The organism is Variovorax sp. J2P1-31 (assembly GCF_030317215.1).
Lineage (GTDB): Bacteria > Pseudomonadota > Gammaproteobacteria > Burkholderiales > Burkholderiaceae_C > Variovorax.
Map to the genome: position 1 here is coordinate 275,727 of NZ_JASZYA010000003.1, position 24,461 is coordinate 300,187.

The window sequence follows — 24,461 nt, forward strand, 5'->3', positions numbered from 1 at the left end:
GCCGCACCCATGAAAAAACCGCCTCGAGGGCGGTTTTTTCATGGTGTCGCCGAGGCGGGCATGCCGCCCCGCCGGCTCTCACTGCTCGTCGGGCAGGATGCTGTCGTAGTTGTAGTTGGTGTAGCGGTAGCGCCCGTACTTGTAGGGCGTGTAGGCGCGGCGCTCGACGTCCATGGCGTTGAGCAGCACACCGGTCGCGGCACGGCCGCCCAGGGCCAGGCGGCGCGTGCTCTCGCGCAGCTCGCCCATGGTCGACTGGTCGGCGCGCGCCACCAGCAGCACCGTGCCGGTGTGTGCCGCCACGGTCATCGTGTCGGCCGCCACCAGCACCGGCGGCGTGTCGATCACGATCAGGTCGTACAGATCGGAGAGCTTCTCCAGCATCGACTTGAAGGACTCCGACACCAGCAGTTCCGACGGGTTGGGCGGCAGCTGGCCGGTGGCCAGGAAGTCGAGGTCGGGCACCACCTGGCGGTGCACGGTCTGCTGCACGGTCAGGCTGCCGGCGATCAGTTCCGACAGGCCGCCGTGGCGCTGCAGCCCGAAGTACTGGTGCGCATGGCCGCGCCGCAGGTCGGCATCGATCAGCAGCGTGCGCTTGCCCGCGGCGGCCATCAGGGCCGCGAAGTTGGCCGTGACGAAGCTCTTGCCCACGCCCGGCGTCGCGCCGGTGATCATCACCCGGTTGTTCGGCGCTTCCAGCATCGCGAACTGCATCGCGGTGCGCAGGCTGCGCAGGCTCTCGACGGCCGGATCGTCCGGGTGCTCGATGGCCAGCAGGCGCACGCCGGTGGCGCCGGTCAGGCGACGCTTGGCGATCGCGTCCTGCGCGTTGCTCAGCGGGATGGTGGAGAAGACCGGCAGGCCGCTGTGGCTCTCGACTTCATGCGGATCCCGGATGCGCTGCTCGATGAAGGCATTGCGCAGGTAGGCGGCGACGATGCCCAGGAACAGGCCCAGGGCCAGGGCCGCGCCGACGATGACCGAGCGGCGGGGCTTGATCGGCAGCGTCGGCACCAGGGCCTCGTCGAGCACGCGCACGTTGCCGACCTTGCCTTCCTTCACCAGGCGCAGTTGCAGTGCATTGTTCAGCAGCGACTGGTAGAGCTCGGTGTTGACCTTGACGTCGCGTTCCATCCGCACGGCTTCCTGCTGGATCGCCGGCAGTCCCTTGATGCGCGTCTGGATGTTGCCGATGTCGCGTTGCAGCGCGGCGATCTGCGCATCGAGCGTCTGCACCGAAGGATGCTCGGCGGTGAAGCGGCTCTCGAGCTCGCGGCGGCGCTGCTGGGCCTCGAGCAGCTTGCTCTGGCGGTCCACCGCCTCGCCCAGGATGGCCGTGGCTTCTTCGCCGAAGGCGACGGTGGCCTTCTGGTTGCGGAAGCGGTTGTAGATCTCTTCGGAAGCCTCGAGCTGGCGCTTGAACTGCGGCAGCTGCACGTCGAGGAAGGCCAGCGTCTTCTGGGCCTCGGCCGCCTTGCGTTCGATGTTCTGGCGCACGTACTGGGCGCCGACGGCGTTGAGCACGCGCGTGATCTGGTACGGGTTGGAGCCGCGCGTCGACACCTCGATGATGCCCGACTGCTTGCCGCGCTCGTAGAGCGACAGGCCGGCCTGCACCTCGGCCACGACGCCGGACTTGCGATGGCGCACCAGGTCGAACTCCGCCCCGGCCTTGCCGGACAGCCGGTCCATCATGAGCTCGACCACGCCCTCGTCGGTCTGCGCCTTGAGCAGCGTGCCGACGGTGCCCTCGAGCGGCGTCGCGAGGCGCGGGTTCGCCAGGCTGTAGCGGCCGCCGCCCAGGGCGGTCACGCGGAATTCCGAACCCTCAAGGGCCTCGGGCACGTCGAAGCTCGAAGCGACGATCTGCTCGGTGCCCGACACATAGCCCTTGAGGCCCAGGAAGCCCGGTTCCGACAGGCCGTTCGAGCGGCGCGCCATCCAGCCGCCGATGTAGGGGATGTAGCGCGGCGAGCTCGCGATGTAGAGCTTGCTCGCCTCGACCGCCGGTGCCACCACCATGCGCGAGCGGATGATTTCCATCTCGGCGCTGGTCGGGGTGCGCAGGTCGAACAGGCCGGCGGCCTCGTTGAGCACGCCCTTGGAGTTGTTGCCGTTGCCGTCCTCGACCTGCACGACCACGGCGGTCTCGTAGATGGGCCGCGCCAGCAGGGCGTAGGCGATGCCGATCGCCAGCACCACCAGCGTGATCGCCAGGATCATCCATTTCTGGGTGCGCAACACGTCGACGTAGCGACCGAAGTCCACGTCACCGCCGCCCTCGCTGGCTGCGGACAGGTCGGTGTTGGAATAAGGAGTGGTGGAATTCATCGGCTGGATACTCTGAAAATCAGCGCGTCGACGGCCGCGACAGGTCGCGAACCGAGGTCGCGGTCGCGGTCGAGGGCAGGATGAGGCTGATCACGCGGTTCCACTGCACCAGCGGCACGGGATCGACATAGACCACATCCCTCGGCCGCAGCGCGAACTGGTCGGCCAGCGCCAGCGCCGTGGGCGTGCGCGCATCGAGATGGAACAGCGACTGGCCGCCCTTGGGTTCGTTGCGCACCACATAGATCTGGCGCGGATTGGCCGAGCTCAGGTTGACACCGCCGACCTCGCTCAGCGCCTCGTTGAGGCTCAGGCGGCCGTTGCGCATCGGGATGGCGGCCTGCTGCAGGACTTCGCCCATCACCGTGACCTTGCGCTCGTCGCGCCCGCGCACCATCACCATGTCGCCGTTCTTCAGCGGGATGCGGGTCGGGTCGACGCCCGCGCCGGCCAGGCCCACCAGGTCCAGCGTGGTGGTGACGCCGTTGCGCGTCAGGGTCACGAAGGAGCGGTCGCCGTTGGGCAGCAGGCCGCCGGCGCGGTTGAGCGCCTCGGCCAGCGTCATGGGAATGTCGGTGAACACCAACAGGCCCGGCGAGCGCACTTCACCCTCGACATAGGCGCGCTTGCTGCGGAAGGCGGTCACGCGCACGCTCAGCTGCGGTTTCTTGAAGACGCGGGACAGGCGCTGGACCAGCGTGTCCTCGATCTGTTGCACCGTCATGCCGGCGGCGTTGAGCGGACCGGCATAGGGAAAGGTCAGTTGACCGGTGTCCGAGACGATGAAGCCCGGCGCGGGCGAGATGCTCGCCGGGTCGGCCACGGTGGTCGCCGGCGTGCTGCTGAAGGCGATCTCCGGATGGTCGTAGACCACGATGCCGATCACGTCGCCCGGGCCGATGCGGTAGGCCTCGGGGTTGCCGATCAGCGCCAGCACCTCGGGGCCGATCCCGGCCGAGACCGCCTTGTTCTGCGCCTGGATGAGCGCCGGGGTGATGGCGGTCAGGGCACCGGCGGGCGGCGGGTCGTCATTGGGGCCCGCATAGCCCGAGGGCGACACGGCTTTGCTGGCCTCGCTGCTGGCCGAGCTGAAGCCGGGGGCGAGCGGAGCGCACCCCTGCAGCACCAGGGCGGCAGAGGCGAACAGAGCAGCGTGTACTACAAAACTTTTCAAACCGGACTCCACAGAAACCAAAATGAATACTTTTGGAAACAGTTCCGACTGTACAGCAGGTCACATGTTTCATTCAAATTGTTTCTCGAGGTATCGCCAACAGTGGCCGGCGCGATCGTGCACAAGGTCACGATGACCGGGTCGAAAGTGAAGAAAAGAGCGATGCACCCCGGCGCCGCGGGCTGGCTGCGCGCGCCGTACCGTCCCTTGGGATAACCAGGAGGCCCTAGAGGTTTTCCGTCTGCGCCGCGCGCTTCCAGGCCGCCAGTGCCTGCGGCGCATCATCGCGCGCTTCGGCCAGTTGGGCCAGTGCCAGCCAGGCGCGACGGTAGAGTTCCGTGTCCTGCAGGCCCAGGCCGGCCTGCGTCAGCAGCTGCTGCGCCTTGCCCCACAGCTGCCGCTTCATGCAGGCCATGCCGGCCAGGTACTGCAGGTTGGCGTCGCGCGGGTTGTTGCGCTGGGCCGATTCGATGCGCGCCAGCCAGTCGGCGTCGACCGAGTCCAGGCCCGCCTCCAGGGCCCGCGTGAGCCGCACGCGCAGGCCGTCGCCGAGGCTGCGCGGCTGGTCGACCATCCGCTCCCACACCGGCAACAGCCAGCCGCGGGCCACCGCAAGGTCGCCGTTCAGCAGCACCATGCGCTGGGCCGCCTGGATCGCGACCTCGGGCATTTCCCGTTCGTTGCTCTCGAGCGCGCCCCAGGCGCGCAGCAGCTGGGCCGCGTCATGGGAGTCCGACAGCACCTCGGTCGCCAGGCCGCGCACGATGCTCCGCGCCGCGGCCTCGGAGAAAGCCCGGTGCTTGGCCAGCAGGCGCGCCGTCTGCAGGGCCTCGAGCGTGCGGCGCTCCTGCCGCGCGGCCTTGAGATGCAGGCGCAAGGCCAGCGTGCGCCGCTGCACGCCTTGCGGCAGCTCTTCCAGCCGCGCCAGCGCGGCCGCCGGGTCGCGGTCCTCGAGTGCCCAGCGGGCCGACCGCAGCTGCACGCCTTCGCGGGTCTCGGGGCTGAGCACGCCGCGCTCGGCGCTCTCGTTGAGCGCCAGCTGGAGATGGGCGTCGCGCGCCGGCCGGTCCTGCAGGGATTGCGCGCTTTCGGCGGCCAGCAGGTGCGACAGCACCCGCAGCTGGCGCGCCTGCGGCAGGGACACGTCGAGCCCCTCGAGCGCGCGCTCCTGCGCCAGCGCGGCCAGCGCCGCCTTGCGGGCGCGCGAGAAACGCCCGGCGATCAGCTGCACCATGGCGTCGAGCAGCGACGAGTGCAGCGCGCGTTCCTTCTGCTGCACCCGCCACTGGCGTGCCTGGTGCGGCAGCGAGAGCAGCGCCGCCAGCGCGCGCAGGGCGGCATAGAGCAGCACGAAGGCGCCGGCCAGCAGCAGCAGCACCAGGTTAAGCGACAGGTCGACCCGCCACGGCGGCCAGAACACGGTGACCGTGCCCTGGTTGTTGCCGGCGAACAGCGCCACCGCGGCCGCAATGCCGAACAGTGCGAGGAGCCAGAGTGCGGCGCGCATCGCTCAGCGACCGGCGGCTGCCGTGGCCAGCGCGGCAAGCGTTTCGTCGACCCGCGGCGGCTCCGCGGTGCGCACCTGCAGCTGCAGTTGCTGCAACAGCGTGGCGGCCGTCTGCACGCGGCGCGATGCGGGATCGAAATAGCGGTTGAGCGAGCCGGCCACCAGCGCGAGTTCGCTGCGCGCGGTCTCGGCCTGGCGCGACAGCAGCGAGAGGCGGATGTTGAGCAGCTTGAGCTTGAGGTTCTCGCGCAGGAAGAAGCTCTGGTCGGGCGCCAGCAGCACCGCCTCGGGCCGCTCGATGCGCCCCACGCGCACCAGCGAACGGGCTTCGCCGCGCACCGTGAGCAGCAGGCGCTCCCACCAGGGCGCGTCGGCCGGGATCGGCTCGGGCTGCCAGGCGTTGGCGCCGCCGCCGTGGCGCACCGCCACCGCATTGAGCGTCGGCAGGTCGTCGACACCGCGCATCAATTCGTCGAGCTTGAGCAGCGCATCGCCGCCGTCGCTGCTGGCCGAGGCGCGCAAGCGGTCGGCGTCGCGCTGGATGGCCCGCTGCAGCGGCGCCAGCCGCGGTTGGGCGGCGCGCGTGATGCGCACGTCGGCCGCCTTGAGCGCCGCCAGCAGCGGCTCGACGTTGCCGGTGGTCTGCGCCTGCTGCAGCGCCAGGCGCAGCGTCGATTCGATGTCGACCACCAGGTTCTCGTCCCGCGAGCGCGACAGGCTCTGCATCAGCTCTTCGAGCTGCGAACGCTGCAGCGCCACCTCGGCCAGGCGGCCTTCAGCCAGCGCCAGCCGCGCGGCGGTGTCGCGCACGGTCTCGTTGGCCTGGCGCGCCAGGGTGCGCGCCTCGAGCGACTGCGCCAGCGCATCGCCGCTCTGGCGCGCGAGCTGCTCCTGCATGCCGCCCACCTTCTGCCAGAGCACCAGCACCATCACCAGCGCGATCAGCGTGAGCAGGGCCAGCAGGCCGAAGAAGATGCGCGACAGCACCAGCGCGCCGAGCGCGGCCGGCGCATGTCCCACGACCGGCACCACGGTCCGCGGCGCGGCATCGGGTGCGAGTTCTTCGGGGGGCGGCAGCGCTTGACTCATGCGAACGATTCTATCGACGCGATCAGCGCCGCCTGTCCGGGCGGCGCGACCCGCACCGAACCGAAACCGGCCGCGCGCGCCGCGGCGCCGATGCGGGGATGGGTGGCGACGGCACGGGCCTGGTCCCAGCGCAGCGCGGGCAGCGCCGCGCGCAGGTTGGCGATGGCCTCGCTGCTGCTGAACAGCCAGACGCTGCCGTCGGCCGCCGCGGCGCTGGCCAGCTGCCGCTCGGCCTCGCCCAGCACCGGTGCCAGCCGGCGGTAGGCGACGACGGTGTCGATCCGCCCCCCCGCGGCCTCGATCTCCTGCGCCAGCCAGCCGCGGCCGATGGGCGCTCCCGCGGCATCGCCGCCGCGCACGATCAGCACCCGCGTGCCCGGCCCGACCTGGGCGCGCACGTCGGCCCACAGGGTCTCGGAATCGAACTGCTCGGCGCCGGCCGTGGGCGCGTCGATGCAGGCCGCTGGCACGCCGGCCTCGCGCAGGCCGCGCACCGTGCCGGGCCCGGTGGCCCAGCAGCGCGGCAGGTCCGCGCCCAGTGCCATGCCTTCGAAGAAATGCTCGGCCGCGGCCGCGCTGACGAACATCAGCGCCGACCAGTCGGCCAGGCGTTCGCGCACCGCGCGCAGCGCGCCAGCATCCGCGACCTTGTCGATCACGATCAGCGGCAGCGCCACGGCCTCGAAGCCCGCGCCCTGCGCTTCCGCGATCCAGCGCCGTCCCTCGCGCGCCGGGCGCGTGACGATCACGCGGCGGGTGCTCGGCATCGCCCGATCAGCGCGCGCCGGCCGCGCGCAGTTGCGCCGCCACTGACACGCCCAGCGCCTCGGCCTGGGCCGGGTCGTCGACCGGGCCGGTGGTCTCGGCCTGCAGCAGCGCTGCCGAACCTTCGGCATCGCCCCAGGCGGCTTCGATGCGCAGCAGGCCGTCGGGCTGCCAGCGCGCATGCGCGGCCAGCGGCATCGAGCAGCTGCCGCCCATGGTGCGGCTCACGGCGCGCTCGGCGGCGGTGGCCAGCCCGTCGCGGCGGCTCGCCAGCGGCGCGAGCAGTTCCAGCAGGTCGGTGCGGTCGGCGCGGATCTCGATGCCCAGGGCGCCCTGCCCCGCGGCCGGCAGCATGGTCTCGGGCGCGAAGGCCGTGCGGATGCGCTCGGCCAGGCCCAGCCGCATCAGGCCGGCGGCCGCGAGGATGATCGCGTCGTAGTGGCCTTCGTCGAGCTTGCGCAGCCGGGTGTCGAGGTTGCCGCGCAGCGGTTCGATGCGCAGGTCGGGCCGCAGCGCGCGCAGCAGCACCACGCGGCGCAGGCTGGAGGTGCCGACCACCGCGCCCTGCGGCAGTTCGTCGAGCGTGGCGTAGCGCGGCGAGACGAAGGCGTCGCGCGGGTCCTCGCGCTCGAGCACGCAGGCCAGCGCGAAGCCCTCGGGCAGGTCCATCGGCACGTCCTTGAGCGAATGGACGGCGATGTCGGCGCGCCCTTCCTCGAGTGCGAGTTCCAGTTCCTTGACGAACAGCCCCTTGCCGCCGACCTTGCTCAGCGAGCGGTCCAGGATCTGGTCGCCGCGGGTGGTCATGCCGAGCAGGCTGACGGTGTGGCCTCGTTCTTGCAGCAGGGCCTGCACATGTTCGGCCTGCCAGAGGGCCAGACGGCTTTCGCGCGTCGCGATCACGATGTTGCTCAAAGCCGATATCCAGTGATGAAGATGACCGGCGGGATGCTAGCATGTTGCGCCGCAGCAACGCTGTCGGCATACCCGTTCCACCGAGGAGAAAACGCGAATGACGACAGGCAAGAAAGCGCCGGCCCCCGCACCCCGACGCGCACGCAGTGAAGACCAACCACTGATCGACGACATCCGGCTGCTGGGCCGCATTCTTGGCGATGTCATTCGCGAACAGGAAGGCAAGGAAAGCTACGAGCTGGTGGAGAAGGTGCGCACGCTGTCGGTCTCGTTCCGGCGCGACGCCGACCAGGCCGCCGACCGCGCGCTCAAGAACCTGCTCAAGGGCCTGAGCGCGGCCGAGACGGTGCGCGTGATCCGCGCCTTCACCTACTTCAGCCACCTGGCCAACCTGGCCGAGGACCGGCACCAGATCCGCCGCCGCGCCGAGGAAGAGCGCGCGGGCGAAAGCGCCGACGGCAGCCTCGAGACCGCGCTGGCGCGCATCCGCAAGGCCGGCGTGTCGCCGGCCGCGGTGGTCGAGTCGCTGGCCCAGAGCTACGTCTCGCCGGTGCTGACCGCGCACCCGACCGAAGTGCAGCGCAAGAGCATCCTCGATGCCGAACGCGCGATCGCGCAGCTGCTGACCGCGCGCGACGAGATCGGCTGGCGCCAGCAGGCCTTCGCCGGCGGCAAGGACGCGCTCTCGCCGCGCGAGTACGCGGAGAACGAGAGCCAGATCCGCATCCGCGTGACGCAGCTTTGGCAGACCCGCCTGCTGCGCTTCTCCAAGCTCACGGTGGCCGACGAGATCGAAAACGCGCTGAGCTATTACGAGGCGACCTTCCTGCGCGAGATCCCGCGCGTCTATGCCGAGCTCGAACGCGCGCTGGGCCACGACGGCATCGCGCCCTTCCTGCGCATGGGCCAGTGGATCGGCGGCGACCGCGACGGCAACCCCAACGTCACGGCCGAGACGCTCGAGTACGCGCTGCGCCGCCAGTCGGAACTGGTGCTGCGCCACTACCTCACCGAGGTGCACTACCTGGGCGGCGAGCTGTCGCTGTCGGCCACGCTGGTCGACGTGTCGGTCGAGATGCAGGCGCTGGCCGAAAGCTCGCCCGATGCCAGCGAGCACCGCGTCGACGAGCCCTACCGGCGCGCGCTGACCGGCGTCTATGCGCGCCTCGCGGCCACGCTGCGCGAACTCACCGGCGGCGAGGCCGCGCGCCATGCGGTCGCGCCGCAGAACCCCTACCCGAATGCCGAGGCCTTCCTGGCCGACCTGCGCACCATCGCCGAGTCGCTGAGCGACAAGCACGGCGCCGCGCTGATCGCGCAGCGCCTGGGCCCGCTGGTCCGCGCGGTGGAGGTGTTCGGCTTCCACCTGGCCACGGTCGACCTGCGCCAGAGTTCGGACAAGCACGAGGCCGTGGTGGCCGACCTGCTCGCGCAGGCGCGCATCGAGCCCGAGTACGCCGCGCTGGCCGAAGACGCCAAGCAGACGCTGCTGCTGCGCCTGCTCAACGAAGCGCGCCCGCTGCGCGTGCCCGATGCGCAGTACGCGCCGCTCACGCACAGCGAGCTGGCCATCTTCACCGCGGCCCGCGCCTCGCGCGCGCGCTACGGCGCCGCCGCGATCCGCCACTACATCATCAGCCACACCGAGACCGTGAGCGACCTGCTGGAGGCGCTGCTGCTGCAGAAGGAAGTGGGCCTTCTGCGCGGCACGCTCGACGACGGCGCGGTGCACGACCTGATCGTGGTGCCGCTGTTCGAGACCATCGAAGACCTGCGCAACGCCGCGCCGATCATGCGGGCCTTCTATGCGCTGCCGGGCATCAAGGCGCTGATCCAGCGCTCGGGCGCGCTGCAGGACGTGATGCTGGGCTACAGCGACAGCAACAAGGACGGCGGCATCTTCACCAGCAACTGGGAGCTCTACCGCACCGGGCTCGCGCTGGTGGCGCTGTTCGACGAGCTCAACGCGCCGGCCGCGGGCGGCAAGAAGAACGCCGTCACGCCGATCCGGCTGCGCATGTTCCATGGCCGCGGGGGCACCGTGGGCCGCGGCGGCGGTCCCAGCTACCAGGCGATCCTCGCGCAGCCGCCGGGCACGGTGCGCGGCCAGATCCGGCTGACCGAACAGGGCGAGGTCATCGGCTCCAAGTACGCCAACCGCGAGATCGGCCGGCGCAACCTGGAAACGCTGGTCGCCGCCACGCTCGAAGCCACGCTGCTGCCGGCCGGCAAGGCCGCCCCCGCGGCCTTCCTGGGCGCGGCGGCCGAGCTCTCGGCCGCCAGCATGGCGGCCTACCGCAAGCTGGTCTACGAGACCCCGGGCTTCGGCGACTACTTCTTCAGCGCCACGCCGATCCGCGAGATCGCCGAACTCAACATCGGCTCGCGACCCGCCTCGCGCAACCCCAGCCGCAGCATCGAGGACCTGCGCGCCGTGCCCTGGAGCTTCAGCTGGGGCCAGTGCCGGCTCACGCTGCCGGGCTGGTACGGCTTCGGCTCGGCGATCGAGCAGTTCGTGGCCGGCGCGCCCAACGCCGCGGCCAAGAAGGAACGCCAGGCGCTGCTGCAGCGCATGTACGCGCAATGGCCCTTCTTCCGCACCTTGCTGTCGAACATGGACATGGTGCTGGCCAAGAGCGACCTCGCGCTGGCCTCGCGCTATTCGGAGCTGGTGGCCGACCGCAAGCTGCGCCAGAAGGTGTTCGGCATGATCGAGGCCGAGTGGCACCGCACCTCGGACGCGCTCACGCTGATCACCGGCGCCAAGCAGCGGCTCGAGGGCAATGCCGAGATGCAGCGTTCGGTGCGCCACCGCTTCCCCTACATCGACCCGCTGCACCACCTGCAGGTCGAACTGATGCGGCGCTACCGCGCGGGCGAAGGCGGCGAGCGGCTGCAGCGCGGCATCCACATCTCGATCAACGGCGTGGCCGCGGGGCTGCGCAACACCGGCTGACAGGCCGGGACGGCCCGCGTGCAAGGCATGTGGGCCGTCTCCTACACACGGTGTCGAAAGTCACCGCGATGCGGCGGGCTTGACACAGGGAGTACCCTGTCCCCTACGTCAGTGGCTTTCGCTCTCTCTCGCGCGGTGGTTGAAACAACGTCCTCACAGGAAACCGTGTCATGTCTTACCCGCACTCCCTCGCCCCGTCGAAGATCGACTTCGTCCGCACCGACGTCGACGCCCTGGCCTCCCACATGCACCAGTGCGCCCGCGCGCAGGGCCGCTGGTCGGCCATGAGAGGCCATCTGCAGCACGTCCGCGCGATGGCCGCCGGGCGCATCGTCACCCTGGCCTGCGTCGCCGTCGTCCTCGGTATCGGATTCGCAGCCGCTGCCTGATCGGTGACCGCCGCCGCGGTGATCGCCCGCCTCGCCACCCTCAGCACCTACGCCCGCCACCTTCTCCAACGACCGCACGCACCGGTCCCCCCGCCCATCCGGGCCGAACTCTTCGGCACCCAGCGCTTCAAGCAGCACGGGCGCAGCCTGGCCCGCGCCCAGGCGGTCCAGGGCGCCGACGAGGCACGCGCCAGCGCGCCCTTCTTTCCGCGCGTCGACGAGAACCTGGCCTCGCTGCGCAGCGCCTTCGACTACATCGCGCTGATCTCGCAGAGCGGGCGCTACGTCTCGCCCGCGGCCGAGTGGCTGCTCGACAACTTCCACTTGGTCGAGGCCCAGCTGCAGCAGATCCGCGAGGGCGTGCCGCGCAGCTACTATGCGCGCCTGCCCAAGCTGGCCGACGCGCCGCTGGCCGGCCTGCCGCGCGTCTACGGCATCGCCTGGGCCTATGTGGCCCACACCGACAGCGTGTTGAACAAGGAGCTGTTCACCGCCTTCCTCGACGCCTACCAGGACGTCGACGAACTCACGCTGGGCGAACTGTGGGCGCTGCCCACGACCTTGCGCGTGGTGCTGCTGGAGAACCTGCGCCGCGTGGCCGAGAGCATCGCCGAGAACAAGGTGGCGCGCGAACTCGCGCACGCGGTCTGGGACGCGGCCGATGCGCTGTCGGCCGCCGAGCTGGACCTGCTCTACGCCACGGTCTGCGAGCGCGGCCTGCAGGCGAGCTATTGCACGCAGCTGTGGCAGCGCCTGCCGGCCGAGCGCGGCGCGCGGCCACCGCCGCTGTTCGCCTGGACCGAGGCCAACTGCCCCAACGGACCGCTGCTGGTCGAGCAGGCGCAGACCGCGCAGGCGGCCGCCAACCTCACGGTGGGCAACATCATCACCACGCTGCGCATGATCGGCCAGGTCGAATGGGTGGACCTGATCGAGCCGGTGAGCCGCTCGCTGCGCGTGCTGCGCGAACTGCCCAGCTTCGCGGCCGAGAGCGAGCGCACGCGCCAGCAGATCACGCATGCGATGGAGCAGGTCGCGCGCAGCAGCGAACGCACCGAGCGCAGCGTGGCCGAAGCGGTGCTGCGGCTCGCGCGCAACACGCCGGTGGCCAAGGGCCAGCGTTCCGGCGCCGAGCGCACCGCGGGCTACCACCTGTTCGGGCTCGGCCGGCCCGCGCTGGTCGCGGCGCTGGCGGCGTCCCGCCCGGGCAAGCCGTCCCGCCGTGCCGCGGGCGCACCGCCGCGGGCTGCGCGCCACTGGCGCCTGCCGCTCTACCTGGGCAGCATCGCGCTCGGCACCGCCTTGCTGCTGACCGGCGTGGTGCACGAACTGCATCGCATCGGCTCCGGCGACCTCGACGGGACCGCCCTCCTCGCGCTGCTGCTGATGGCCTGGCCGCTGTCCGAGGCCGTGATCGCGCTGCTGCACCGCATCGTCGCGGAGTCGGTGCGCGTGCAGGCCCTGCCGCGGCTGGACTTCGCCACCGGCATCCCGGCCGCGCACCGCGTGCTGGTCGTGATCCCCACGCTGCTGAGTTCGACCGAGGCCAACGCGCAGCTGGCGCAGCGCCTCGAGCTGCACTGGCTGGCCAACCGCGAGCCCTATGCGCAGTTCGCGCTGCTCACCGACTGGGCCGATGCGGCGCAGGCCACGCGGCCCGGCGACGACGCATTGCTGGCCGATGCGCTGCAGCGCATCGCCGCGCTCAATGCCGCCCACCCCACGCCCGAGGGGGCGGTGCCGCGCTTCCTGCTGCTGCACCGGCCGCGCAGCTGGTGCGAGACCGAACAGCGCTGGATCGGCTGGGAACGCAAGCGCGGCAAGCTCGAGATGCTGCTGCGCCTGCTGGCCGCCGGCGATGCCAGCGGCTTCCTGCCGCTCGCGCCCGGGCTGCGGCTGGCCGCGCCCATCCCCTACGTGCTCACGCTCGACAGCGACACCGGCCTGCCGCCGGGCACGCTGCGCGAGCTGGTCGCGATCGCGGCCCATCCGCTCAACGCGCCCCAGCTCGACGCCGACGGCCGCCGCGTGGTCGCGGGCTTCGGCATCCTGCAGCCGCGCGTGGTCACGCCGCTGCCCACGCGCGAGGAGCGCTCGGCCTTCCACTGGATGTTCGCCGGCCAGTGCGGCATCGACCCCTACAGCAGCGGCGCCTCCGACATCTACCAGGACCTGTTTGGCAGCGGCTCCTTCACCGGCAAGGGCCTGCTCGACGTGCAGGCGGTGCACGCCACGCTCGATCGCCGCCTGCCCGACGGCGCAGTGCTGAGCCACGACCTGCTCGAAGGCAGCGTGGCGCGCTGCGCGGTGGTCAGCGACCTGGTGCTGATCGAGGACCATCCGCACCATGCGGGCGTGTCGGCCTCGCGCATCCACCGCTGGACCCGCGGCGACTGGCAGCTGCTGCCGCTGATGCTGCGCGCGCGCCGCTTCGGCATCGACGCACTGGGCCTGTGGAAGATGAGCGACAACCTGCGCCGCGCGCTGGTGCTGCCGGCCTCGGCCGCGCTGCTCGCGCTCGCGGTCTTCAGCCAGGCGATGCCGCTGCGCTGGGCCTTCGCCGCCGTGGTGTCGGCGCTGGCCTTCGGGCCGCTGCTGGGCGCGCTGGCCGGCCTGGTGCCGACGCGGCGCTCGATCGAGCTGCGCCATTTCTTCGACGTCGGCCTGACCGAACTCGTGCGCGCGCTGACCGGCGCGCTGTGGCAGTTCAGCCAGCTGGCCGCGCAGACGCGGCTGCTGCTGGACGCCACACTGCGCGCCGCCTGGCGGCTCCTCGTGAGCCGCCGCCGCCTGCTCGAGTGGACCACCGCCGCGCAGGCCCAGGCCCAGGCGCGCTACGGCCTGTGGGCCTTCGTGCGCGCTTCGGCACCGCTGAGCCTGCTGTGCCTGGCGCTGGCCATCGCGGCGCTGTGGAGCCCGCACCCGCTCGCGGGCGGTCTGCTGTTCGGCCTGTGGGCGCTGGCGCCGCTGACCGCCTGGTGGGCCAGCCGCGTGCCACGGGCCGACGGGGAGGCGCTGCCCGCCGCGCAGCGCGCCTATCTCGACACGCTGGCGCGCGACACCTGGCGCTTCTTCGAGCACGTGGTGGGCCCCGAGGACAACCACCTGCCGCCCGACAACCTGCAGCTCGAACCCGAGACCACCACCGCCCACCGCACCTCGCCCACCAACATCGGCATGTACCTGCTGGCCAGCTGCTGCGCGCGCGACTTCGGCTGGCTCGACGATGCGGCGCTGGCGGCGCGCCTGGAAGCGACGCTGGCCAGCGTGGACCGGCTGCCCAAGCACCGCGGCCACCTCTACAACTGGTACGACACCCAGACGCTGGCGGTGCTGCAGCCGGCCTATGTCTCGAGCGTGGACAGCGGCAACCTGGCCGGCCACCTGCTCGCGGTGGCGCAGGCCTGCCGCGGCTTTGCCTCGACCGGCAACGACGACGGGTCAGGCGCCGCGCTGCAGGCCCTGGCCGCGCGCTGCGAGGCGCTGTGCCACGGCATGGACTTCCGCGGCCTCTACGACGCCAAGCGCCACCTGTTCCACATCGGCCTGCGGGTCGACGACGACGCGCTCGACGCCAGCTACTACGACCTGCTGGCCTCCGAGTCGCGGCTGCTGAGCTTCCTCGCCATCGCCAAGGGCGACGTGCCGCGCCGCCACTGGATGGCGCTCGGTCGGCCCTTCCTGTCGGTGGGCGCGCAATCGGGCCTCAAATCGTGGTCGGGCTCGATGTTCGAGTACCTGATGCCCGCCCTGGTGATGGCCGAGCCCGACGACGGCCTGCTGCAGGTGGCCAACCTCGCGGCCGTGCGCGAGCAGCAGGCCTTCGGCCGGGCCCAGGGCCTGCCCTGGGGCGTGTCCGAGTCGGCCTACTTCGCGCGCGACCATTCGCTGGCCTACCAGTACTCGCCCTTCGGCGTGCCGCGGCTCGCGCTGCGCCGCACGCCGCCCACCGACCGCGTGGTCGCGCCCTACGCCAGCGCGATGGCGGCGCAGGTCGCGCCCGGCGATGCGGTGGCCAACCTGCGCCGGCTCGAGGCGCTGGGCGCGCGCGGCGACCTCGGCTTCTTCGACGCGGTCGACTTCACGCTCTCGCGCCAGGCCGAGGGCGAGCCGCTGACCGTGGTGCGCAACTTCATGGCCCACCACCAGGGCATGTCGCTGGTGGCGCTGTGCAACGTGCTGCGCGACGGCGCGCCCCAGCGCTGGTTCGGCAGCGCGCCGCTGGTGCAGGCGCACATCGCGCTGCTGCACGAGCGCACGCCGCGCCAGATCATCGGCAGCGCCGACCCGCGCCCGCCCCCCGAGCCCAGCGTGGCCGACGCGGCACCGGCCCACCAGCCGCGCCTGGTCGACCCGATGCAGCCGGGCTTCCAGCCCACGCACCTGCTGTCGAACGGCCGCTACACCGTGGCGCTGCGCGCCAGCGGCGCGGGCGTGAGCCGCTGGCGTTCGTTCAACGTCACGCGCTGGCGCGACGACCCGCTGCGCGACGGCCACGGCACCTTCTTCTATGTGCGGGACGCGCAGGGCACGGCCCTGACCTCGCTCACCGCCCTGCCCGCGCCGGGCAAGGGCTGGCAGTACCGCACGCGCTTCCTGGCCGACCAGGCGCAGTTCGAGGCCGGCGGGCCGGGGCTGCAGACGCGCATCACCGTGCTCATCAGCCCCGAGGACGACACCGAGCTGCGCACCGTCACGCTGCACAACACCGACACCGAGGCGCGCACGCTCGAACTGATCTCCTACTTCGAGCCGGTGCTGTCGAACCCCAAGGCCGACGAGGCCCATCCGGCCTTCGCCAACCTGTTCGTCGAAACCCGCTGGGACCCCGCGCTGCGTGCGCTGCTGCTGTCGCGCAAGCCGCGGCTGCACGGCGACGCGGTGGTGGCGGCGGCGCACTTCCTCGCCTCGACCGACGCCCATGTGCTGGGCGTCGACTGCATGGCCGACCGCCGCGCCTTCCTGGGCCGCAACCACACGCTGGCCACGCCGCGGCTCGACGCGCAGCCGGTGGACGCGGCCGGCGCGCCGGTCAACGGGCTCGACCCGATCGCCTGCCTGCGCGTGCGGCTGCGCATCGCGGCCGGCGCCACCGCGCGCCTGAGCTTCGCGACCACCGCCGACCTCGACCTCGAGACGTTGATGCCGCGCATCGACCGCTACCTGCAGCCCATGCACGTCGAGCGCGCGATGCGCATGGCGGCCACGCTGGCGCAGGTGCGGCTGCGCGACCTCGCGATCGACCCGGTCAAGACCCGCGCGCTGCAGGACCTGACGACCATCCTCACCTACACCACGCCGCGCGTGATGAGCGACCGCGGTCCGATCGACCTGCGGCAGATCTGGCGCTTCGGCATCTCGGGCGACAAGCCGATCGTGCTGGTGCACATCCACTCGACCATCGGCATGGGCCTGCTCAACACGCTGCTGCGCGCCCAGCCCTGGTGGGGCTTCGGCGGCGTGGCCTGCGACCTGGTGGTGCTCAACGGCGAACCCGGCTCCTACCTCATGCCGCTGCAGCGCGAGATCGAGGCCTTGCGCACCCGCGTGGCGCACGAGACGCAGAACAGCTTCCCGCGCAACGACGCGGCCGGCTTCTACCTGCTGCGCGACGCCGAGGTCGCGGCCTCGGAGAAGGCCGCGCTGTCGACCTTCGCGCGCGCGGTGTTCCGCGCCGACGGCCGCTCGCTGGAAGCCCAGGTGGCCGCGCTGCGCGACGCCGCCGTGCCCGCGGTGGCCGACGCCGCGGTGCCGCACACGCCGCTCGCGCTGCGGCCGGCGCCCACGCAGGTCGATGCGTCTGCGCAGCCGCCGCAGGGTGGCTTCGACGCCGAGAGCGGCGAGTTCCGCTTCGAGGTCGACCTGAACCGGCGCACGCCCAAGCCCTGGATCAACGTGATCGCCAACGCCTCCTTCGGCTTCCAGGTGTCGGAGTCGGGCACCGGCTACACCTGGGCGGTGAACAGCCGCATGCACCAGCTCACGCCCTGGTCCAACGACCCGGTGCAGGACCCGGCCTTCGAGCACTACCTGTTGCAGGACCTGGACACGCGCGCGCTGCTGCCGCTCACGCCCGCGAGCCGCGGCGGCAGCGCCGCGCGGCATCGCGTGCGCCACGGCCAGGGCTACACGGTGTTCGAGTGCCTGCACCACAACATGGTGCTCGAGACCACCTTCTTCGCCGACCGCGACGAGCGCATGAAGCTGGTCCAGGTGCAGGTGCGCAACGAAGGCGTGGGCCGGCGCCGCCTGCGCGCGCTGGCGATGGTCGAGTGGCAGATGGGGGCCGCGCGCGGCGAGCGCCGCACGGTGCACAGCTGGAAGGGCGAGGGCCTGCCGGCGGTGTTCGGCCAGCAGCGCGAATCCAGCGCGGGCTTCGGCGGCAGCACCGCCTTCGTCGCGCTGGCCGGCCTGCCGGGCGCGCTGCAGTGGACCTGCGAGCGCAGCGAGTTCTTCGCCGGCCATGGCGGCATCGAGGTGCCCGACACGCTGGGCCAGCGTGCCGGCAGCGGGCTCGATGCCTGCGCGGCGATCGGCGCCGAGTTCACGCTCGAGGCCGGCCAGGGCCTGCGCTTCTGCTTCATGCTGGGCCAGGCCGACGACGCCGAAGCCGCCACCCAACTGGCCCGTCGCTGGCAGGCGCGCGACGTGGGCCAGGCGCTGCAGCAGGCGCGCGGCTTCTGGGACGAGCTGCTGGGCCGGCTGCAGGTGCGCACGCCCGACCCGCTGTTCGATGCCATGGTCAACCGCTGGCTGGTCTACCAGACGCTGGTCTGCCGGCTCTGGTCGAAGGCCGGCTTCTACCAGGCCGGTGGCGCCTTCGGCTTCCGCGACCAGCTGCAGGACGCGATGGCCTTCGCGCTGACCGACCCGGCGCGGCTGCGCGAGCAGATCCTCGTCAACGCGGCGCGCCAGTTCCCCGAGGGCGACGTGCAGCATTGGTGGCACATGCCCGGCGGCGCGGGCGTGCGCACGCATTTCTCCGACGACCTGCTGTGGCTGCCCTATGCGGTGGCGCACTATGTGGAGGTGTCGGGCGACGCCACGGTGCTCGAGCACGTCGTGCCCTTCATCGACGGCCCGGCGATCCCCGAAGGCGCGGAAGACGCCTACTACGCGCCGCACACCAGCCCTGAACGCGCCAACGTCTACGAGCATGGCGCGCGCGCCATCGACCACAGCCTGGCGGTCGGCGTGCACGGCCTGCCGCTGATGGGCACGGGCGACTGGAACGACGGCATGAACCGCGTGGGCCACGAGGGCCGCGGCGAATCGGTGTGGCTGGCCTGGTTCCTGTGCAGCGTGGTCGAGCGCTATGCGCCGATCGCGCAGTCACGCCACGAACACGCGCGCGCCGAACGCTGGCTGGCCGCGCGCCAGGGCTGGATCGCCGCATTGCACGACGCGGGCTGGGACGGCGCGTGGTTCCGCCGCGCCTTCTTCGACGACGGCGCGCCGCTGGGCTCGGCGGCCAACGACGAGTGCCGCATCGACCTGATCGCGCAGGCCTGGTCGGTGCTCTCGGGCGCTTCCGACGCGGCCCACACGCAACCCGCGCTGGCGGCGATGAAGGCGCAGCTGCACGACGACAGCGCGGGCCTGCTGCGGCTGCTGCATCCGCCGCTCGCGCATTCGACCCACAACCCGGGCTACATCCAGGCCTACCCGCCGGGCGTGCGCGAGAACGGCGGCCAGTACGCGCACGCCGCCGTGTGGGGGCTGATGGCGCAGGCGCTGTCGGGCGACACCGAGGCCGCCTGGCAGAGCTTCGAGGGCCTGAGCCCGGCGCACCGCGCGCGCCATGCGACGCGCGGCCCGGCCTACGAGCTCGAGCCCTATGTGATGGCCGGCGACATCTACGGCGCCGCGCCCTATGTGGGCCGCGGCGGCTGGAGCTGGTACACCGGCTCGGCCGCCTGGCTGCACCGGGCGGCGATCGAGACCCTGCTGGGACTGGTGGTGCGCGGCGACCGGCTGTCGGTCACGCCGCGCGTGCCGGCGCAATGGCCGGGCTTCGAGATGGTGCTGCGGCTGGACGGCCGGGTGATCACGCTGCAGTACGGCGAGGCGCGCACGCGGGGCGTGGCACTCGCGGCCGGCGAATGGATCGACTGGCGCCATGCCAGCACCGAGGGCGCGGCGGCAGCCGATGCGACGCAGGCCGTGTGGGTGTCGATCACCCCCGCGGCCGGTCGAGGCGATGCCGCGACTCAGAAGTCGATCGCGGCCGACAGCATCAGCGTGCGCGGCGCGCCGACGGTCACGTAGGTGCTGGTCACCCAGTAGGCCTTGTCGGCCACGTTCTCCAGGTTGGCGCGCAGGGTCAGGGGCTTGCCCGCCACCCGGGTGACGTAGCGCGCGCCGATGTCCAACCGCGTCCAGCTGGGCATGCGCAGCAGGTTGGCGGCGTCGTAGTAGGTCGACGAGGTGTTGATCACGCGGCCGTTGAAGCTCAGGCCCGGCACCCACGGGGTGTCCCAGTCGAGGCCGACGTTGAAGGTGCGGTCCGGCACGCCGTTGGCATCGTTGCCCTGGTTCACGCCGCCTTGCGTCTTCGTGAGCTTGGCGTCGTTGAACGAGGCGCTGGCCATGGCGCGCAGGCCCCGCTGGATCTCGCCGTACATCGTCAGCTCCAGGCCGCGGTTGCGCTGCTCGCCGCCGAAGCTGTAGATCTGCGTGACGGTGTCGGTCGTGGCGTTCGGCCGGGTGATCTGGTAGAGCGCGGCCTGGGTGGTCAGCGTGCCCCAGTCGGCCTTGACGCCCACTTCGTACTGCTTGGACTTCTGCGGTGCGAACACCTCGCCGCGGTTGGCGGCCGTCGGTCCGGCGACGCCGCCCTGCTGCAGGCCCGCGGTGTAGTTGCCGTAGACCGAGATGTTCTGCTGCGGCTTGAACACCAGGCCGACCAGCGGCGTGATGGCGCTGGCGTCGTAGGCGGTGGAACCGTTGACGCTCTTCTGGTTGATGGTCTGGTCGCGCAGGCCCAGCGTCAGCAGCAGGCGGTCGTTGAGGAAGGACATCGTGTCGGCGACCGCGATGCTGTGCAGCGCCAGGTCACCGGTCTTGCTGGGCTCGCCGCGCGCGAAGTTGATCGCCGGCAGCGGCGACGGGTTGTAGAGGTTCGACGCCACGGGCGTGGTGGTCAGCTGGTAGAAGTAGCCGGTCTCGCGCGACAGGGTGTTCGCCGCCAGCACCAGCGAGTGGCCGACGGCGCCGGTCTTGAAGCGCGTGCGCAGGCCGATCTCGGCCGAGGTGGTCTTGTTGTACTCGTCGTAGTAGCCGTTGTTGACCGAGAAGTTGCCCTGGGTGTTGGGGCGCAGGTCGACCGGGCGGGTGACGGCGGTCGGGAAGTTCTGGTCGGTCGAGACGTCGCTGTAGCCCACGCCGGCGTAGACGGTGGTGTCGCTGTCGATGTCGAACTCCAGGCGCGACATCACCGTCTTGGCCTTGTCCGTGAGTTCCGCGCCCGGGTAGAAGCTCGAACGGTTGTCCGGCACGGCCGGGACCTGGGTGATGCCGCCGCGGAAGGCGATCTGCGGGCGGAACTCGGTGGTCTTGCCGCTGGTGGTGAGCGCGTCCAGCGACCAGCGCAGGCGGCTGCCCGCGTAGTCGATGCCCACCGATCCCAGGCCCAGGCGCTGACGGCCGCCGTCGACGTTGCCTTCGCCGTTGCGCCAGACGCCGTTGACGCGCACGCCCCACTGGTTGTCGTCGCCGAAGCGGCGGCCCACGTCCAGGTGGGTGCCGAACTGGGCGTCGCTCATGTAGGTGGTGCTCAGACGGGTGAGCGGCACGTCGGCGGCGCGCTTGGTCACCACGTTGATGCTGCCGCCGATGCTGGCGTTGGGACCGATGCCGTTGGTCAGTGCGCCGGGGCCCTTGAGCACTTCCACGCGCTCGATCATCTCGAGCGGGACGCGGGTGGCGGGCGCCAGGCCGAACAGGCCGTTCATGCCGACGTCGCGCGAGCCGACGGAGAAGCCGCGGATCTGGAAGTCATCGCCGTAGCCGCCGCGCGCCGCCAGCGTGCGCACCGAGGCGTCGTTCATGACCACGTCGGCGATGGTCAGCGCCTGCTGGTTGTCGATCAACTCCGAGGTGTAGTTGGTGGTGCTGAAGGGCACGTTCATCAGGTCGGTGATGCCCAGGATGCCCAGGCTGCCGCCGCGCGCGAACTGGCCGCCCGAGTAGGTCTTCTGCAGGCCGCCGATGGCCTCGGCCTGGTCGGTGACCACCACTTCCTTGAGTTGGGTCTCGGTGGTCTGGGCCGCGGCCCCCGCGGCGGCCAGCACGAGGCAGGCGCCCAGGGAACGACGCAACAGGTGGGCGAGCGGCGTGGGGGCGAAACGGAAATCAGCGCGGGAAGAGGAACCGGAGGGCAAGGGCATGGAGACGGACGGGAGGAGAAAGGAGGATGGGCGCCCGGGCGGGGCGCACCGGACGGCCGGGCGTCGGCAGGGCCGCGCTGGCTCACGGTGTGCCATGCCGTCTCAAAGCGAAACGGAATGACAATGATTCTTATTATATGAACACATGTAACGAATCTCGTCGCCCTGCCCTCGACAAGAAACAAACGTGGATGAATTGTTGTTCGTGTGCGACGCCGTCGGCACCCGCAGGCCCGCGCTAGGGCGTGGCGGCCAGGCCTTCTTCGGCGCGCAGATAGCCCGGCTGCAGCAGCAGCGCACGCCGGTAGTCGGCCCTCGCATCGGCGGGGCGGCCGGCGCGGACCAGCAGGTCGGCGCGGTTGCAGAGGATCTGCGCGCTGGGCGGCTGCGCCGCGATGGCGGCGCCGTAGGCAGCCAGCGCCTCGGGATCGCGCCCCAGGTCGTGCAGCAGCCCGGCGCGCAGGTTGTGCGCGATGCTCCAACCGGGCGCGCGGGCGACCAGCGCATCGACGGTCGCCAGCGCGTCCGCCAGGCGCCCCAGTTCGGCCTCGATGCCGGCCCGGCGCACCGCGAACCAGCGGTTGTCGGGCGCCAGCCGCGTCGCGCGCTCCATGTGCGCGAGCGCCTCGAACAGCTGGCCGTCGCGGGCCAGCAGCGAGGCGATGAAGTTCTGCACGTCGGCCTGGTCCGGGTAGGCCGCGTCCAGTTCCTGCGCGCGCTGCAGCGCCAGCGCCAGGTCGCCCTCGCGCACCGCCTGCCCGATGCGCGCATTGCGCTCGCGCGCGTCCGGCGGCAGCAGCCGGATGCGGCCCGCCAGCGCCCGCTGCTCGGTGCGCATCTCCTGGCGGTAGGCGTCGTCGAGATCGTCGACGCCCGGCGTGCGCGGCTGCGCCGAGGCGGCGACCGCGCACAGCAACAAGGCCGCCAGGAGCTGCGCGCGGCCCGGGCGGCGCAGCCCTTCAGTCACCGAGCAGTTCGCCGATGGGTTGCAGGTCCTCGACCCGGTCGCAGATGGACTTCACGACCATCATGATCGGGATGCCCAGCAGCAGCCCCCAGATGCCCCAGAGCCAGCCCCAGAAGATCACGCCGATGAAGACCGCCACCGGGTTCATGCGGCTGGTGCGGCTGGTGAGCCAGGGCACCAGCAGGTTGCCCACCAGCGTGTGGATCAGCAGCGAGGTGCCGCCCACGCCCAGCGCCATCTCGACGCCGTTGAACTGCAGGAAGGCCACCAGCGCCGAGGCGCCCATCACGATCACCGAGCCCACGTAGGGGATCAGGTTGGTGACCGCCGCGAGGATGCCCCAGACCGCCGCGTTCTCCAGCCCGATGGCCCAGAAGGCCAGGCCGGTGGCGACGCCCACCAGCGCACTGCTGGCGATCTGCACCAGCAGGTAGCGCTGGATGTGGCCGGTGATGTCGTCCAGCACGTGCACCGTGACCCGTTTCTTGCTGAGGCTGTTGCCCGCGATCTTCACCAGCTTGCGCCGGAAGGTGTCGCCCGAGCACAGCGCGAAGAAGGTCAGGAAGGCCACCAGCGTGAGCTGGCCGGCCGCGGTCATCAAGCCGACCGTGCCGCTCCAGAGGTAGTCGCGCACGTTGAAGGGCGGGCGCTCGACGATCACCCGCTGCACGCCGCGCCGCGCGGCCGGCGCCGCCTGCGCGGCCTGCTCGAGCTGGGCCGCGGCCTTCTGCACGGTGTCGAGCGCGCTGGCGTTGTCGCTCGACCCGCGCACCATCGCCAGGCGCAGCTTCTGCGCGGCCAGCGGCAGCGAGTCGACCAGTTCAGTCGCGCTGCCCGACAGCGAATAGCCGGTCCAGCCGAAGGCGCCGCCGATGGCCAGCAGGATCGCCGCCGCGGCCAGCGCGCGCGGCACGTGCCAGCGCACCAGGCGGTTGACCACCGGCGCCAGCGCGTAGGTCGCGAGCAGGCTCAGCATCAGCGGGATGAAGACCGCCGCGGCCCAGTGCAGCGCGAACACGCTGGCCAGCACCGCGAGCAGCACCAGCGAGGCGCTGCGCACGTCGACCGGCATCTGGAGCAGCACGCGGTCGCGCGCCTCCTGGGCGGCCTCCTGCATGACTTCGCGCACCACGTCCTGCGCGGGTGCGGGGGTGCCGTCGGCGGGCAGGGGCTCGGGAGCCGCCTCGACCGGCGTGCCCTCGGTGGGATGAATGGCACTCATGGCGTCTCCTTCAATGCTTCACGCACGCAGGCCAGCTGGCGGCGCGACACCACCACCGGCTCCGCGATGCCGTCCAGGCGCAGCGCCCAGCCTTCGGCGTCCTCGCCGTCGTCGTACTTCTCGAGCGCGCGGATCGCGGCGCGCGCCACCAGCGCATTGCGGTGCACGCGCACGAAGTGCTGCGGATAGCGCGCCTCGAAATCGGCCAGCGAGCCGTCCAGGATGTGGCTGCGGGTCGCGGTGCGCACCGTGAGGTACTTGTATTCCGACTTGAGGTAGAGCACCGCGGCCAGCGGCACGCGCTCGGTGCGGCCGCGGTCCTGGATCAGCAGGTGCGGCTGCGGCGGCGCTTCGGGCGCCGGCGCGCGCTGCTCCTTGAGATGGCGCTCGGCCTTCTGCAGCGCCTGCTGCAGGCGCTCGACGCGCACCGGCTTGGTCAGGTAGTCGACCGCATCGAGCTCGAAGGCGGTCACGGCATGGGCCGCGTGGGCGGTGACGAACACCACGGCCGGCGCGTCGGCCCGGCCCTGCAGGCTGCGCGCGAAGGCCAGGCCGTCCATGCCCGGCATGTGGATGTCGAGCAGCACCAGGTCGAGCGGCAGGCGCTCGACCTGCTCGCGCGCCTGGTCCGCGTTCGCGGCCTCGGCCACCACCTCGGCGCCCGGCGTTCGGCAGTCGCCCAGCAGCGTGCGCAGGCGCGAGCGCGCCAGCGCTTCGTCATCGACGATCAGGATTCTCAGTGTCATTTTTTCTCC

Annotated in this window: 13 protein-coding genes; 3 read left to right on the forward strand and 10 right to left on the reverse strand. The window is 71.6% G+C overall.

Going from position 1 to position 24,461, the window contains the following annotated elements:
• Positions 1–78: 78 nt before the first annotated feature.
• The 6 genes from QTI20_RS21230 to hemC form a co-directional block, all read right to left on the reverse strand.
• Complete coding sequence (locus QTI20_RS21230; RefSeq protein WP_286554517.1) at positions 79–2,334, reverse strand: polysaccharide biosynthesis tyrosine autokinase; 2,256 nt, start codon at positions 2,332–2,334, stop codon at positions 79–81.
• A 19-nt stretch (positions 2,335–2,353) separates the two neighbouring features.
• Positions 2,354–3,508, reverse strand: coding sequence for a polysaccharide biosynthesis/export family protein (locus QTI20_RS21235; RefSeq protein WP_286554516.1), 1,155 nt, complete (start codon positions 3,506–3,508; stop codon positions 2,354–2,356).
• A gap of 226 nt (positions 3,509–3,734) precedes the next feature.
• Positions 3,735–5,015: a heme biosynthesis protein HemY gene (locus tag QTI20_RS21240; RefSeq protein ID WP_286554515.1), complete on the reverse strand. Its 1,281-nt coding sequence runs from the start codon at positions 5,013–5,015 to the stop codon at positions 3,735–3,737.
• Between the two features lie 3 nt (positions 5,016–5,018).
• Complete coding sequence (locus QTI20_RS21245; RefSeq protein WP_286554513.1) at positions 5,019–6,104, reverse strand: uroporphyrinogen-III C-methyltransferase; 1,086 nt, start codon at positions 6,102–6,104, stop codon at positions 5,019–5,021.
• Positions 6,101–6,871: a uroporphyrinogen-III synthase gene (locus QTI20_RS21250; RefSeq protein WP_286554511.1), complete on the reverse strand. Its 771-nt coding sequence runs from the start codon at positions 6,869–6,871 to the stop codon at positions 6,101–6,103. The genes QTI20_RS21245 and QTI20_RS21250 overlap by 4 nt, the downstream gene beginning before the upstream one ends.
• 7 nt (positions 6,872–6,878) lie before the next feature.
• Positions 6,879–7,784: a hydroxymethylbilane synthase gene (hemC, locus tag QTI20_RS21255; protein ID WP_286554510.1), complete on the reverse strand. Its 906-nt coding sequence runs from the start codon at positions 7,782–7,784 to the stop codon at positions 6,879–6,881.
• A 97-nt stretch (positions 7,785–7,881) separates the two neighbouring features.
• Between hemC and ppc the strand changes: the two genes are divergently transcribed.
• The 3 genes from ppc (at position 7,882) to QTI20_RS21270 (ending at position 19,397) form a co-directional block, all read left to right on the forward strand.
• Entirely contained in the window at positions 7,882–10,740 is a 2,859-nt protein-coding gene (gene ppc / locus QTI20_RS21260) for a phosphoenolpyruvate carboxylase (protein ID WP_286554509.1), read from the forward strand.
• 170 nt (positions 10,741–10,910) lie between these two features.
• Positions 10,911–11,129: a hypothetical protein gene (locus QTI20_RS21265; RefSeq protein ID WP_286554508.1), complete on the forward strand. Its 219-nt coding sequence runs from the start codon at positions 10,911–10,913 to the stop codon at positions 11,127–11,129.
• A 3-nt stretch (positions 11,130–11,132) separates the two neighbouring features.
• A complete protein-coding gene (locus QTI20_RS21270) occupies positions 11,133–19,397 on the forward strand; it encodes a glycoside hydrolase family 94 protein (RefSeq protein WP_286554507.1) in 8,265 nt (2,754 codons plus the stop codon).
• Here the strand turns inward: QTI20_RS21270 and QTI20_RS21275 are convergent.
• The 4 genes from QTI20_RS21275 to QTI20_RS21290 form a co-directional block, all read right to left on the reverse strand.
• Positions 19,340–21,517 (reverse strand): TonB-dependent receptor, encoded by a 2,178-nt coding sequence (locus tag QTI20_RS21275; RefSeq protein ID WP_503011442.1) that lies wholly within the window; start codon positions 21,515–21,517, stop codon positions 19,340–19,342. The genes QTI20_RS21270 and QTI20_RS21275 overlap by 58 nt on opposite strands.
• Before the next feature lie 238 nt (positions 21,518–21,755).
• The gene (locus tag QTI20_RS21280) at positions 21,756–22,484 is read right to left on the reverse strand and encodes a tetratricopeptide repeat protein (RefSeq protein ID WP_286554504.1); all 729 of its coding nucleotides are present in this window, start codon (positions 22,482–22,484) and stop codon (positions 21,756–21,758) included.
• Positions 22,477–23,706, reverse strand: a complete 1,230-nt coding sequence (locus QTI20_RS21285; protein WP_503011441.1) for an AI-2E family transporter — start codon at positions 23,704–23,706, stop codon at positions 22,477–22,479. Before QTI20_RS21285 ends, QTI20_RS21280 begins: the two co-directional genes overlap by 8 nt.
• Positions 23,703–24,452 (reverse strand): LytR/AlgR family response regulator transcription factor, encoded by a 750-nt coding sequence (locus tag QTI20_RS21290; protein WP_286554503.1) that lies wholly within the window; start codon positions 24,450–24,452, stop codon positions 23,703–23,705. The genes QTI20_RS21285 and QTI20_RS21290 overlap by 4 nt, the downstream gene beginning before the upstream one ends.
• Positions 24,453–24,461: the final 9 nt, after the last annotated feature.